The sequence below is a fragment of the Exiguobacterium sp. SH1S1 genome, assembly GCF_004337245.1.
Lineage (GTDB): Bacteria > Bacillota > Bacilli > Exiguobacteriales > Exiguobacteriaceae > Exiguobacterium > Exiguobacterium aurantiacum_A.
The window spans coordinates 398,898-411,724 of record NZ_SJUZ01000001.1 but is presented as its reverse complement, the minus strand read 5'-3'; the positions used below and the strand labels follow the sequence as shown (position 1 = coordinate 411,724).

Below are 12,827 nucleotides of genomic sequence, written 5' to 3'. Positions count from 1 at the left end.
AAAGACGAACGAAAAATTATTTTCGAAATAAATGTTCGTCTTTCTGACATTTGGATATACTAATAAGGGAGAGAACATTCGCAAAGGGGAGATTGACATGAACTGGAGACAAGAAGTCGACTTACGAAAAGATGCGTTTTTAAACGATCTTAAAGGATTACTTACAATTCCGAGCGTGTTAAACGAATCGAAAACAGGACCGAACGAGCCGTTCGGCCCAGAAGTCCGTCAAGCGCTCGACTATATGCTCGAGCTAGGTCAACGTGATGGCTTTATTACAAAGGATGTCGACGGATATGCGGGACATTTAGAATACGGCGAAGGTGAAGAACTCGTCGGCATCTTGTGCCATCTCGATGTCGTACCGGCCGGGGACGGGTGGACGTATGGGGCGTTCAACCCGACAATCACCGACGGCAAAATTTTTGCACGCGGTAGCAATGACGATAAAGGGCCGACGATGGCTGCCTATTACGGACTGCGGATCGTCAAAGAGCTCGGTTTGCCACTATCGAAACGGGTCCGGCTCATTGCGGGCTGTGACGAAGAGAGCGAGTGGCGTTGCGTCCGTGAGTACTTCAAACAAGAAGAGATGCCGACGTATGGGTTTGCGCCTGACGCCGATTTCCCGATCATCAACGCCGAGAAAGGTCTATACGATGGCGTGCTCAAGCAACTTCCGATCCAGCACGGCACGGGAACGAAACATCACCTCGTCTCGTTCATCAGCGGGGAACGCCCGAACATGGTGCCAGACGTTGCGACAGCGGTGTTGAAAACGAATGAAGTGCTCGAAGACCAATTCGAGGCGTATCTCGAGAAGTATGAAGCGGACGGGACGTGTGTTTTTGAAGAAGGGATGTACACGTTCACAATAAAAGGCGTCGCGGCCCACGCGATGGAACCAGACAACGGGGTGAACGCGGCCTACGTGCTCGCAGGCTTCCTGCTCACGCTCGCGCTCGATATTCAAGGTGAGCGCTACATCGAGTTCGTCCGTCACGTCTTTGCGGACTCACGCGGCATCTCGCTCGGTATTGAAGCGAGCGACGAGACCGGGGATTTGACGATCAACGGTGGCGTCTTCCGCTACAACGACACGGAGCGGATGGCGACGGTCAACATCCGTTACCCGTATACGGCAAAGTTCACGGAACGTCTGCAAAACTTGAAAGAAATCGCGTTGTCATTCGGTTTCGAATTGACGACAAAACACCATATGCCGCCACACCACGTTTCGGAAGACCATCCGCTCGTGACAACATTAGCAGGCGTCTATGAGCGCCAAACTGGTGAATCAGCGCACCTGATGGCAATCGGAGGCGGTACGTATGCCCGCTCGCTCGAAGCCGGCGTCGCGTTCGGCGCGTTGTTCCCGGGAGCGAAAGATGTCGCCCATCAGGTCGACGAGTATATGGAAGTTGAAGATTTATTACGTGCGGCCGCAATCTATGCGGAAGCAATTTACGAGCTCGCTAAATAATAACCTTTGAGAGCTGACTGCATCGGTCGGCTCTCTGTCTGTTAGGAAGGAAGTTGAACGTGAACCAGCAAAAAAAATCGTTTCAATCGATTTATGTCGCCATCTTTTTCGCACAAGGCGCCCTCATCCCTTACATGGCCTTGTTCTTCTCACAAGCACGTTTTGATTTGTCACCAAGTGAGGTCGGGACGATCGTCGCTATCTTGCCCATTTTATCGATTGGTGTACAACCACTCTGGGGCATGCTGGCCGACCGCACGGGCCGAACCCGCGTCTGGTTAATGTTAGCAATGATTGCGGCTGCGGCAATCTCAATCACATTTTTATTTGCGACATCGTACGTCTGGATCATTCTGTTGATGATAGTCTGGTCGATATTTCAATGTGCCCACATTCCGCTCGTCGATATGATGACGCTCGATTACACGTCCCGCGCTAAAGTCGATTACGGAGCCATCCGTTTGTTCGGCTCGGCCGGGTTTGCTATCGCGGTCTTCATGATCGGCCGGATTGCGGATACGTCATGGGGGTTATCGAGTACGTTTCTGCTTAGTGCGATCGTGCTCGTCGTCGGAACCGTCGCCTTGAAGCAAATTACGGATACGGGTGTAACCCATACGACGACAGCAGCCCCGTTCGCTTGGTCAGCCATTTGGAATGCACCGTTCGTGGCGTTTTTAGTCGGCGGCATGCTCGTCTTTGGTCCGATTTACGCAAACAACTACTACTTTGGCATTTATGTGACGAGCATCGGCGGCTCGACGACGCTCGTCGGGACGTTGTTTTTAGTGGCGGTGCTCTGTGAGATCCCGTTTATGAAAGTGGCGCATCAAATTGTCGCACGTCTCGGCACTGTCAACGTACTCGCTGGGGCAGCTTTGATTTCAGCGCTTCGGAACGGTTGGCTCGCACTCGAACCGTCGTTGTGGGTCGTTTGGTTGCTCGCCATCGTTCAAGGACTCGTCGTCGGATTGCTCATTCCGGTTGCACTTCAGTTTGTCCGAAGTCTCGTCAGCTTAAACGTCACCTCGACAGCGATTGGCGTCTATATGGCTGTCACATCGGGCTTGGCGACGGCCGCATTCAATCAGTTGAGCGGGATTATCATTGAAGTAGACAGCATTATCGGTGTATTTTGGATGTACACAGCAGTCAGTGTCATCGGCGCGATTTTATTCTTGGGACTGAGACGGTTCCGTGAGAAAGGATGACGAGCGATGTCGACACATTATTTTATAGCGCTCCCAATCGAAGCGCGACAGTTTGAACAAATCCAACGGGACATCTTACCGTTTTATTCCTATCGCCGCGTTTATCGACCAGAGGAATTTCATTTGACGCTTCAATTTTTAGGGGCATTAGACGATGACCAAGTAGAGGCAGTCAAAGAGATTACTCGAGACGTGGCGCACGAAACGGCGCCATTCACGTTACGTTTTCAGCAGATTGATCATTTTGGGAGACCCGATCGTCCGCGCGTGCTGACAATCATCCCGAATCCGTCTGTAGCGCTTTCGACATTCGTCAGTACGCTTCGGCGCAAATTGGCAGAAGAGATTTCAGCAATCGATCGGAAACCGTTCGCAGCACACGTCACCCTTGCAAAGAAATGGGATACCGGCGAGCGGATCCCTTATATCGCACCTGCGTTTGACGTGGAAGAAGCAATCACAGAAGTAGTGCTCTATCGAATCAATCCGACAAAGACTCCTGCCTATGAAGCAGTTGAAGTATTTCCGCTAGCGCATTCAGAGGAGGACACATGGCGATCCCGATTAAAATTTTTGACGTAATTTCTAAATATGAACGGAACATGCTCGATCAATTCAATCGTTTTCAAGAGTATATCGAATCCGATACGGCGCGAATGCGCAGACTCTACGACTCAAATCGGCTAACTCCGCCGGAAATCATGGAGTTTGAAAACCCGTGGTGGAAATTTTGGCGTCGTACGGAGCGCATCGAGCTCGAAGCGAACCCGTTGACGGAAAAACAATTTCAAACGCTGCTCACAAACCGGCGCCGCATCCAAAAGCTTCAATTTGCGTGCGAAGGGGCAACAGAAGCGGATATGCCACTATTAGCTTTTTTGCGGGACTATAGTTATCGGCATATGCTCACAGAATGGAACGAGCATCACTTTTTCATGTATCGTCCTGTCGTCGAGTGGAACGGGGCCATGGTTGAACTAAGCCATATCATCGTTGGGCCGTCGCATATTTATCTCGTTGAATGGCTTGAAGGTGACCGCAGCATCTATCACGTATCGAAACAGAAGACTTGGATTCATCAACCACTCAAAGGGGAAAATAAACGTGTAGTCAATCCGCTCATCGCATTGACACGCACCGAAGAAATCGTAAGGCAGTTTCTTCCGTCCTATGATGGGGTCATCCAAAAAGTGGCGTTGGCTCCGAACGGCTATTTCGATCATGTGCCGGAGACACGCGCGACCCAGTTTGTTTCACGGTCGGATTACGACCAATGGATGAAACAAGTCAATGCGAGGGCATCCATCGTGAAAGCCCAACAAATTCGAGATGTGGCGAAACTTCTAGATACGACAGCACAGATGCCGTTTCGACAATTTTTGGATCAGTAGGAGAGGATGGAACGAGTATGTATCACACACCTGATCAACAGGCGACAACGCATGTGACAATCGAGCGGGCAACGCTCCTCTCATTTGAGACGGTTCGACTCGAAGTCATCGCCGAATATGAGTCCATTCCAGTACAAATCGAACAAAATGGGCGCCCTGTTACTTACGTGGTGCTCGAAGAACGATCAACTGAGGCCGGGACGATTGAACGGGACATCCGTCTCGCGCGCCCGGTAACGCTGGAATCGGTTTATACCGTATTTCATCCTGGACATAAAACAATCGTGGTCGTCCCGAGAGAAATTGTCCAGACGAATGAATTTGAACGCAGATACGCCTACGATGGACCGCTCGGACTCCTCTTTGGCATAAATGTGATTGACGTATTCGTCTGGTCACCTGTCGCTTTCTCGATTTGGGTGACGGTGCATGATGAAGACACGCATCGGGAAATCGAGCGATTTCGGATGACGCGTGGTAGCCGCGGCGTCTGGCATGCCGAGGTGCCAAAAGGTTACGAAGGTTTACTGTACCGTCTTCAAGTCAAAACACCGGTCGAAACGAACGATATCGTCGACCCTTACGCGAAAGCCGTCAGCCTGAATGGCGAATTTGGCGTATTGGTCGATGTCGAAGCCGAGATTGCGAAACACGTTGAACCGGTGTTACGGCCGCCGCTCCGAAAAGCGACTGACGCCGTCATCTACGAACTTCATATCCGCGACTTCACGAGCCACCCCGCTTCGACGAGCCGTCTAAACGGATTGTACGGCAGCATCGTCGAAACCGGGATTCGGACGACCGGTGACAAGAGTGCCGGTCTCGATTACTTGAAAGAGTTAGGCGTCACACATTTACAATTGCTCCCGGTGCATGACTTCGGCAGCGTCGACGAGTTGACACGCATGCCTTATAACTGGGGGTACGACCCGATTCATTGGTTCGCTTTAGAAGGGAGCTACGCCTCAGACCCAAGCGCCCCGACAACAAGAGTGCTCGAATATGCCCGAATGGTGAATGAGTTACACAAAACCGGGATGCGCGTCGTCGTCGATGTCGTCATGAACCATGTGTTCATTCGTGAACAGTCGTCGCTCGAAGCGCTCGTGCCGTATTATTATTTCCGGTATGAGCACGACGGAACGGTCGCAAATGGTACCGGTGTCGGGAATGACACAGCGTCTGAGCGGTATATGATGCGTCGCATGATTGTCGATTGCATCACTTATTTTGCGACGACGTATCAAGTTGACGGTTTTCGATTCGATTTGATGGGGATCCATGATGTGGAAACGATGAACCAAGTTCGGACGTCGCTTGATAAAGTCGACAGGTCTATCTTGATCTATGGAGAAGGTTGGGATTTGGCGACACCGCTCGGCCCGTCCTTGAAGGCGTCTTCCCACAATGCGGCGCATATGCCACGAATTGGTCATTTTAACGATATGATGCGAGATGCGCTGAAAGGTTCCTCGTTCAACGAGCGCGAGCGCGGCTTCGTATCCGGGAACGAATGGCGGGAGTGGGAACTTCGTGAATGCATCACCGGTGCCGTTCAGATTCCGAACGTCACCGTCGGTCGGTTCCCGAGTCCGCAATATACGATCAATTATGTGGAAGCGCACGATAACTATACGACGTTTGATAAATTGCTGCTCGCTTGTGAGGATACGGATGAGACGACGAGGTTACGGATGCAACGGCTGGCCACAGCGATCGTCATCACATCACAAGGCGTTCCGTTCCTTCACGCCGGACAAGAGTTCGGTCGGACGAAACAAGGCGTAGAGAACAGCTACAACGCCCCTGATCGGATCAATCATTTTGATTGGGACCTTCGTGACAGTCGGGCGACAGAAGTGGAGTATGTGAAAACGCTGCTCAAGTTACGCCGGCGCCACACGTGTTTCCGATATGATACCCGGCAAAAAGTAGTCGAGCAGTTCAAGTTTCTCCCGTCGCCGCCTGGTGTGATCGCTTACGAACTGACAGCAAGCCATTCTTACGATGCTTGGCAGCGAGTGCGTGTGTATTTGAACGGGACGTTCGAGCAAGTGACGTTCCAAGCAGAAGGCGACTGGAACGTATACGTGCAAGGGGATAAGGCGAGTTTGACACCGATTGTTCGAAACCCGAGTCAGATTCAAGTCGAGTCGTTGTCAATGACGATTATCGCGTGTTAATATTGTGATTGTATCTTTTTAACTTCCAATGAGATTTGAGCGTGATGAACATGTATTCAGATATAATCGGTGCCCTCGGTGAAGAGTGGACAGTGGCTTCCGCAGGCGGGATTACGGGTGAAGCGTACGTAGCGACGACGCACCAACAAAAAATCTTTGTTAAACGGAATTCGTCTCCATTTTTAGCGATTCTATCCGCCGAAGGCATCGTCCCGAAACTATTGTGGACGAAGCGGATGTTCAACGGAGACGTTCTCAGTGCCCAACAGTTCATCGAAGGTCGCGAGTTATCGCCTGCCGACATGGAGCGTTCCGAAGTGGCGGCGCAACTCGGAAAGATCCATCATTCGAAAGAGCTATTATTCATGTTACAGCAGTTAAACCATACACCGGTCACTTCAGAACTGTTGTACCGGCAATGTGCCGCCTATGAGCAAGATGAGGCAGATGAGACGATCGATGAGGCGGTCCGTTGGTTATCAGACCATCGGCTGCCCGATGACGAGCGCGAACTGGTCGTTTGTCACTCTGACCTCAATCACAATAATTGGATTGAGGATGAGTCGGGACTTCTTTATTTGACCGATTGGGACGACGCCATTATCGCGGATCGCGCGTTTGATTTGGCGATGGTCGTCTATAGCTATGTCGATGAAGTCGATTGGGAAGAGTGGTTCAGCCATTACGGGATCACGCTGACCGCCGATCTTCATTACCGGATGCACTGGTACGCGATTGCCCAGACGGTGTTGACCATCTATGGTGAACAGAGCGCCATGGCAAGAGCTGAAGGTTTGACCGTGCTTCGTGAGCTTCTCGACGAAGCGGATGAACGGACGCAATGAAAAAAGGGATGGCTCACGAATGTGAGTCATCCCTTTCGATATACATCAGACATCTTCAGGTTTCATAAAGTACGCCCAGACGAACGTAGCGATGACGGCGCCGAAAAACGTGAGCGGGGCCGCATAAAAGATTAAGAATTGATCTAACGTGCTCATTGATTTAACCTCCTTGTGAGGGATGATTCATGTTCATTAAACAATGATTTCGTGTATAATCGCAAGGGGACTGCTCGCGTGAAGCGGCTCAGTCAGCAGAAACTTGAACATTTCATGAACGAAAGGTAGGATTTCAATGCGCTTACGCCATAAACCTTGGGCTAAAGACTATATGCAAGCCCAAGAACATGTATTTATCACGAATCCCGAACAGTTGAAAGGGAGTTGGAAAACCGAATTCGGTAACGACAATCCACTCTTTATCGAGGTCGGTTCTGGGAAAGGGCAATTCGTTCTCGGGATGGCCCAACAGTTCCCGGACGCCAACTTTATCGCCATCGAGCTATTCGAGAGCGTTGCCGTCTCGATCGTCCAAAAACTCGTCGAAACGCCGATGCCAAACGTACGCGTCTTGACCGTCGATGCGAAGCAACTCGTCGATTACTTCGAAGCAGGGGAAGTCGACCGCGTTTACTTGAACTTCTCGGACCCTTGGCCGAAGACGAGACATGCGAAGCGTCGCTTGACGTATAAGACGTTTTTAGCCACATACGAAGCGATTCTGCCTCGCGGGGGCGAAATCCACTTTAAGACAGACAACCGAAGTCTGTTCGAATATTCGCTCGAGAGCATGAGCCAATACGGCATGTACTTCACGGATATTTCACTCGATTTGCACGCAAACGAACCGGGTGACAACGTTCGTACCGAGTACGAAGAGCGCTTCAGCGCCATGGGTCAGCCGATCTACCGGATGGAAGCAGCGTTCCGACCGAAAATTTGACACGCTTTTTTCTTATTTTGATAGCATTTTCTTCACACTTTTTTCTTTCTTCTTGGTACAATAGGAATGACGCTAAATTGGAATTAGAGAAGGGGGAATATGGGGATGTTGAAAAAAGCATGGGCAAGCCTGCTTGCAGTAATCTTCATTCTAACAATCGCACCACTCAATACCTCGGCAAACGAGGCGTTCTTAGACGCACTCGAAGAGGATTTGAAAGCGACGCATTACGACTATAAAGAAGGAACGGCTAAAATCGTCAAAGAAGAGACGCTCACGCACTCGAACGGCAACGAAGTCATCGCAGCGGTCGTCGAACTCGATACGGTACGTGACGGCATCTTCATCACACGTAAGACGGAGTTCCATTATTACGATGCGACGGACAACAAGATTCTTGCAACGGCTGACCTTGTCGAAGTCGAAGGTGCGACCGAGTTTTCGGACGCGAACATCGACATGCTCGGTCAACAGATCATCTACTGGCTGCCGGTCTTGATCATGTTGCTCTTAATCGCGGTTCCGGCGCTCATTCTTTTCTTCGTCGTACCACGCTTCTACTCGACGACAGATTACATGAATCCGATTTATGAGAAAAACGATAATCCACGTTAAAAAAGAGCCGAGAGGCTCTTCAGCTTGTTGACTAACATCAATAGAATCGCTCGTCCTTCCGGCGCCCACGCTTTCCTGCAGGAGTCGGGGCGCCGTCGGACGAGCAACGCAAACGGTCGCCATCTGGCGGCCGTTTGTCTTTTTCTGAGGCCTCGATGGCCGACGAGAAAAGCCCTGGATATGTTCTTAGAACCGATGAAAACGGAAAACGGTATGTATGGACCGTCACCGCCTCCGAACAGGAAGGGAATCATCATGAACCGATCCGCACCGAAGCCTCGTTAGACCAGGTGGTCCCGAAAAACCACCTCGTCCGTAAGATTGACCGCCATGTCGACTTTTCCATCGTCCATCGCGCCAACCTTATGGCAGCCACCGCATAAAACATGAAGAAGTTGGCCAGTTCACTGGCCTGGAGAGACTGTATACATACCATTTTTTCAATCTTGTGCCGGGCAGAGCGCCTCAAGGTCATCGAACATAAAAAAAGATGAACCAATTCGCTTTTCGCGAATTGGCTCTTTTTTTACGTCATTTTCAACTGTTCCATAATTTGATCAAGACCCATGCCGTTTCCTGAAGAGACGGCTGCGACGAACGCGCTCTCGACAATCGGGCCGTCATAGAACTTGATTTTCTTATCGCCTTCATACATATCGATGGCAAGCTCAGCGTTCATCGTCGCCGATCCGATATCGGACAGGATGAGTGCCTCTTTGCCGACGGTTTCGATGGCCTCGAGGATACGGGTCACATCGGTTCCGATACTGCCGTCTTCTAGTCCGCTCGCAAGATGAATCGGAACGGCTGGAGCCATCTCTTTCATCAAATCTTGAATCCCTTCACCAATTTTAGCGCTATGCGAAACGATGATGAGCTCTACGATGTCAATCGACCTCCTTCATGATCGCTTTCAAGACGATTGAACTGGACAACGCGCCAGGGTCGATTGTACCGCGAGAGTTCTCTCCGAAGTATGAGGCGCGGCCTTTCGTCGCGAGCATCCCCTCCGTCTCATTGACGAGATGATCCAACTTTGAGGTGAAATCATCTGATTCACTCAAACCGTCTAAAAATGGCTCCCAGACGTCGACCATTGTCTTTTGCCCGGCGGTGGACTTGCCACGAGCTTTGATCGCAGCCGTCCCTTCCTCTAGCGCTTCTTTCACGAGCGCGAAGTCGGCCTCGGTCGCGTCACCAAATTTCGGTGCTGCTTTGACGAATGCCGAACCGTAGAGTGGACCGGCCGCACCACCGACTTTTGACATGAGCGTCATCCCGACTTTCTTACTCAACTCACCGAGAGAAGCGTACTCATCGTCGAGGATCGCAACGACCGCATCAAAGCCGCGTGACATATTGATGCCGTGGTCACCGTCCCCGATCGCCCGGTCTAGGTCTGTCAGTGTATCTTTATTCGCTTCAATCTCAGATTGGGCATGGCGTAGCGCTTGTTTGAACCCTTCAATCGTCAACATCGATTAAACACCTCGTTTGTTAGATTTTGAAACCGAGCGCCGCTGATGGCGCGTCAAGATAACTTGTCAATTCATCGTCGAGCGGTAACAGGGTGATGGAGAAACCATGCATCTCGAGAGATGTCATATAGTTACCGACGTATTTACGTTTTAACGTGTAACCAGCTGCTTCTAATTTTTTGGCAACGAAGTGGTACGTCACGTAAAGCTCAGACAGCGGTGTCCCACCCATACCGTTGACCATGACGGCGACTTCTCCAGGCTCGACTTCTTTTGTCAAATGTTCGAGTAGGTCGTCGACAATCGAATCGACGTCGGTCGTCGGTTTCCGTTCGACACCGCGCTCGCCGTGAATCCCGATTCCGATTTCCATCTCTTCCTCGTTCAGGTCAAAGCCGGGTTTACCGCTCACGGGCATGTAGCACGGCTCGACCGCCATTCCCATCGAGCGGACGTGAGATGCGACTTTCTCGGCAAGCGCTTTCACTTCTTCCAATGACTTCCCGCTCGCTGCTGCGGCTCCGGCAATCTTATGCACGAACACCGTGCCCGCTACGCCACGGCGGTCTTCTTTATTCGCAATCGCGACGTCATCAGCGACGACGACGTGATCGACTTTGATCCCTTCGGCGTCGGCGAGTTCGCCGGCTAGTTCAAAGTTCATGACATCACCAGCATAGTTTTTGACAACGAGTAACACACCATTGCCGCCGTCTGCCGCTTTGATGCCTTCGAGTACCATGTCTGGGGTCGGGGACGTGAACACTTCACCACAGACAGCGGCGTCGAGCATCCCATCGCCAACGTAACCGGCGTGTGCAGGTTCATGCCCGCTTCCGCCACCTGAGACGAGTCCGACTTTTCCGGACTTGGCGCCGTCCGCTCTGCAGATGACGTTCACCCCTTCGACGCGACCGTACAGTTCAGGATGGGCGTGGACCATCCCTTCGACCATTTGCGACACAAGTTCACTTGCTTCACCAATCAGTTTTTTCACGTGGGATCACTCCTTTTTAAGTTTGAAAACTACCATTCTCAATTTTCCACTCTTTCGAACGGACTAAACAAAAAAGTCGGCGAATTGTTTCGCCGACTTTGTTTCATGCATATTCAAGTAAAGCGCCAGTCTCTGAATCGACCGTGAATTGGTACGTTTTTTCTTCGTCGCTCTCGAGGACCGAAATCCCGCCTTTGTAAACATCATACTCACGACCGTCATAAGTATAAATCTCTGGTGATGCCGAGATCCATGCGCCTTGGACGTGACCTTTCGCTGAGAATGCCCGTTTCGTGTACTCGAGCGCATCTTCAGCCGATAAGCTTCGTTCATCTAACACTTTTTTCGTCATAAGTGCGGCAACGACGGCAACCCCGATTCCAACTAACCAATACCTTTTCTTCATATGACTACCTCCCCTTGAACTATGGCTATCACATACATCGTACCAAAACCTGTACCCCATTGGAATGAAAAGCATTCGCTTCCATCGAAATATTCTGTATATAATGAGACCAGAACGAGTGAAAGGATGAAATAAAATGGAACAAAAAACGAGAGAATTATTTAAGACGTTGACAGAATTGCCAGGAGCGCCTGGTTTCGAATCAGAAGTTCGGCAATTTGTCCGCGATCGGATCACCCCGCACGTCGATGAAGTGATGACGGACGGAATCGGTTCAATCTTCGGGAAACGAGTCGGGGACGAGTCGGGACCACGCATCATGGTCGCCGGTCATATGGATGAAGTCGCGTTCATGGTCACACGGATCACAGAGAACGGCATGCTGTACATACAACCGCTCGGCGGCTGGTGGAGCCAAGTGCTGATGGCACAACGGTTCGACATCATAACATCGAACGGGAAAATCCCGGGTGTCGTCGCCTCGACGCCTCCGCATTTACTCGGGCCTGAGGCACAGAACAAACCGATGGAAATCAAGCAGATGTTCATCGATATTGGTGCCGACTCAAAAGAAGAGGCGGAGTCATGGGGCGTCCGGCCAGGAGTTCCTGCCGTGCCGACGAGTGAATTCACTCCGCTCCACCATCCGAAAAAAATTATGGCCAAAGCATGGGACAACCGCTACGGCGTCGGTCTCGCCGTCGAGTTGCTCGAAGAAACGACCAAAGCAGATCACCCGAACATTTTGTTCTCGGGTGCGACTGTCCAAGAAGAAGTCGGCCTGCGCGGGGCCCAGACGGCTGCCGAGATGATTCAGCCGGACGTCGCGCTCGTGCTCGATGCGTCGCCAGCCAATGATGCTTCCGGCAATAAGACGGAATTCGGTCAGCTCGGCGAAGGCGCGCTCATCCGGATTCTTGACCGCGTCATGGTCATGTCTCCTGAGATGCGTGACTTCTTGCTCGATACAGCGTCAGATGAAAACATTAAGACACAATATTTCGTGTCACCAGGTGGGACGGACGCAGGTCGTATCCATATGAGTGGGCAAGGTGTGCCGACCGCCGTCATCGGCGTCGCAGCCCGTTACATTCATACGCACGCCTCGATTTTGCACACGGATGACTACGATGCGGCCAAAGCGCTTCTAAAAGCGCTCGTCAAACGGTTAGACCGCTCGACGATGGAAACGCTTCGCGCATCCCGTTAATGAACGACGCCACTTTAACCGAGTGGCGTTTTTTTCTGTTGATATTTACCGGGAAAAGATTATACTGA

Annotated in this window: 15 protein-coding genes; 10 read left to right on the top strand and 5 right to left on the bottom strand. The window is 51.2% G+C overall.

The annotated features are described in order from the left end of the window. The first annotated feature begins 97 nt into the window (after positions 1–97). From pepV to EVJ23_RS02115, 6 genes are read left to right on the top strand one after another with little or no spacing between them, the layout of a single operon-like run. Positions 98–1,483 carry a dipeptidase PepV gene (pepV, locus tag EVJ23_RS02140; RefSeq protein WP_131463862.1) on the top strand — a complete coding sequence of 462 codons (1,386 nt, stop codon included), beginning with the start codon at positions 98–100 and terminating at the stop codon, positions 1,481–1,483. A gap of 59 nt (positions 1,484–1,542) precedes the next feature. After that, positions 1,543–2,694 carry an MFS transporter gene (locus EVJ23_RS02135; protein ID WP_236633689.1) on the top strand — a complete coding sequence of 384 codons (1,152 nt, stop codon included), beginning with the start codon at positions 1,543–1,545 and terminating at the stop codon, positions 2,692–2,694. Between the two features lie 6 nt (positions 2,695–2,700). Next, complete coding sequence (gene thpR / locus EVJ23_RS02130) at positions 2,701–3,276, top strand: RNA 2',3'-cyclic phosphodiesterase (RefSeq protein WP_131463858.1); 576 nt, start codon at positions 2,701–2,703, stop codon at positions 3,274–3,276. Continuing rightward, positions 3,246–4,085 (top strand): NERD domain-containing protein, encoded by an 840-nt coding sequence (locus tag EVJ23_RS02125; RefSeq protein WP_071397856.1) that lies wholly within the window; start codon positions 3,246–3,248, stop codon positions 4,083–4,085. Before thpR ends, EVJ23_RS02125 begins: the two co-directional genes overlap by 31 nt. A 17-nt stretch (positions 4,086–4,102) precedes the next feature. Continuing rightward, positions 4,103–6,268 carry a type I pullulanase gene (pulA, locus tag EVJ23_RS02120; RefSeq protein WP_201739211.1) on the top strand — a complete coding sequence of 722 codons (2,166 nt, stop codon included), beginning with the start codon at positions 4,103–4,105 and terminating at the stop codon, positions 6,266–6,268. Between the two features lie 50 nt (positions 6,269–6,318). Next, positions 6,319–7,113, top strand: a complete 795-nt coding sequence (locus EVJ23_RS02115; RefSeq protein WP_070329440.1) for a phosphotransferase family protein — start codon at positions 6,319–6,321, stop codon at positions 7,111–7,113. 45 nt (positions 7,114–7,158) lie between these two features. On the opposite strand, the gene cydS is transcribed toward EVJ23_RS02115, so the two are convergent. Further along, positions 7,159–7,269 carry a cytochrome bd oxidase small subunit CydS family protein gene (gene cydS, locus EVJ23_RS15440; protein ID WP_438802343.1) on the bottom strand — a complete coding sequence of 37 codons (111 nt, stop codon included), beginning with the start codon at positions 7,267–7,269 and terminating at the stop codon, positions 7,159–7,161. A gap of 136 nt (positions 7,270–7,405) precedes the next feature. Here cydS and trmB point away from each other — a divergent pair, with 136 nt between their 5' ends. From trmB to EVJ23_RS15180, 3 genes are all read left to right on the top strand, one after another. Then, the gene (trmB, locus tag EVJ23_RS02110; protein WP_131463856.1) at positions 7,406–8,053 is read left to right on the top strand and encodes a tRNA (guanosine(46)-N7)-methyltransferase TrmB; all 648 of its coding nucleotides are present in this window, start codon (positions 7,406–7,408) and stop codon (positions 8,051–8,053) included. Between the two features lie 105 nt (positions 8,054–8,158). After that, on the top strand, positions 8,159–8,668 hold the full coding sequence (locus EVJ23_RS02105) for a hypothetical protein (protein WP_233589570.1): 510 nt from the start codon (positions 8,159–8,161) through the stop codon (positions 8,666–8,668). A gap of 155 nt (positions 8,669–8,823) precedes the next feature. Continuing rightward, positions 8,824–9,051, top strand: a complete 228-nt coding sequence (locus EVJ23_RS15180) for a hypothetical protein (protein WP_161566997.1) — start codon at positions 8,824–8,826, stop codon at positions 9,049–9,051. 143 nt (positions 9,052–9,194) lie between these two features. On the opposite strand, the gene dhaM is transcribed toward EVJ23_RS15180, so the two are convergent. The 4 genes from dhaM to EVJ23_RS02080 form a co-directional block, all read right to left on the bottom strand. Next, positions 9,195–9,539, bottom strand: a complete 345-nt coding sequence (dhaM, locus tag EVJ23_RS02095) for a dihydroxyacetone kinase phosphoryl donor subunit DhaM (RefSeq protein WP_255569939.1) — start codon at positions 9,537–9,539, stop codon at positions 9,195–9,197. 16 nt (positions 9,540–9,555) lie between these two features. Next, the gene (gene dhaL, locus EVJ23_RS02090) at positions 9,556–10,146 is read right to left on the bottom strand and encodes a dihydroxyacetone kinase subunit DhaL (protein WP_071397851.1); all 591 of its coding nucleotides are present in this window, start codon (positions 10,144–10,146) and stop codon (positions 9,556–9,558) included. Between the two features lie 19 nt (positions 10,147–10,165). Further along, positions 10,166–11,143, bottom strand: coding sequence for a dihydroxyacetone kinase subunit DhaK (gene dhaK / locus EVJ23_RS02085; protein WP_071397850.1), 978 nt, complete (start codon positions 11,141–11,143; stop codon positions 10,166–10,168). Positions 11,144–11,246: 103 nt separating this feature from the next. Then, positions 11,247–11,549 (bottom strand): PepSY domain-containing protein, encoded by a 303-nt coding sequence (locus tag EVJ23_RS02080; protein WP_016508468.1) that lies wholly within the window; start codon positions 11,547–11,549, stop codon positions 11,247–11,249. 136 nt (positions 11,550–11,685) lie between these two features. Here EVJ23_RS02080 and EVJ23_RS02075 point away from each other — a divergent pair, with 136 nt between their 5' ends. Then, on the top strand, positions 11,686–12,759 hold the full coding sequence (locus EVJ23_RS02075) for a M42 family metallopeptidase (RefSeq protein ID WP_070329426.1): 1,074 nt from the start codon (positions 11,686–11,688) through the stop codon (positions 12,757–12,759). Positions 12,760–12,827 lie beyond the last annotated feature (68 nt).

What these genes read in the sequence shown, in the direction of transcription:
- pepV (WP_131463862.1), top strand. Translation starts at nt 98, where the DNA reads ATGAACTGGAGACAAGAAGTCGACTTACGAAAAGATGCGTTTTTAAAC.
- thpR (WP_131463858.1), top strand. Translation starts at nt 2,701, where the DNA reads ATGTCGACACATTATTTTATAGCGCTCCCAATCGAAGCGCGACAGTTT.
- EVJ23_RS02125 (WP_071397856.1), top strand. Translation starts at nt 3,246, where the DNA reads ATGGCGATCCCGATTAAAATTTTTGACGTAATTTCTAAATATGAACGG.
- pulA (WP_201739211.1), top strand. Translation starts at nt 4,103, where the DNA reads ATGTATCACACACCTGATCAACAGGCGACAACGCATGTGACAATCGAG.
- EVJ23_RS02115 (WP_070329440.1), top strand. Translation starts at nt 6,319, where the DNA reads ATGTATTCAGATATAATCGGTGCCCTCGGTGAAGAGTGGACAGTGGCT.
- cydS (WP_438802343.1), bottom strand. Translation starts at nt 7,269, where the DNA reads ATGAGCACGTTAGATCAATTCTTAATCTTTTATGCGGCCCCGCTCACG.
- trmB (WP_131463856.1), top strand. Translation starts at nt 7,406, where the DNA reads ATGCGCTTACGCCATAAACCTTGGGCTAAAGACTATATGCAAGCCCAA.
- EVJ23_RS02105 (WP_233589570.1), top strand. Translation starts at nt 8,159, where the DNA reads ATGTTGAAAAAAGCATGGGCAAGCCTGCTTGCAGTAATCTTCATTCTA.
- EVJ23_RS15180 (WP_161566997.1), top strand. Translation starts at nt 8,824, where the DNA reads ATGGCCGACGAGAAAAGCCCTGGATATGTTCTTAGAACCGATGAAAAC.
- dhaL (WP_071397851.1), bottom strand. Translation starts at nt 10,146, where the DNA reads ATGTTGACGATTGAAGGGTTCAAACAAGCGCTACGCCATGCCCAATCT.
- EVJ23_RS02080 (WP_016508468.1), bottom strand. Translation starts at nt 11,549, where the DNA reads ATGAAGAAAAGGTATTGGTTAGTTGGAATCGGGGTTGCCGTCGTTGCC.
- EVJ23_RS02075 (WP_070329426.1), top strand. Translation starts at nt 11,686, where the DNA reads ATGGAACAAAAAACGAGAGAATTATTTAAGACGTTGACAGAATTGCCA.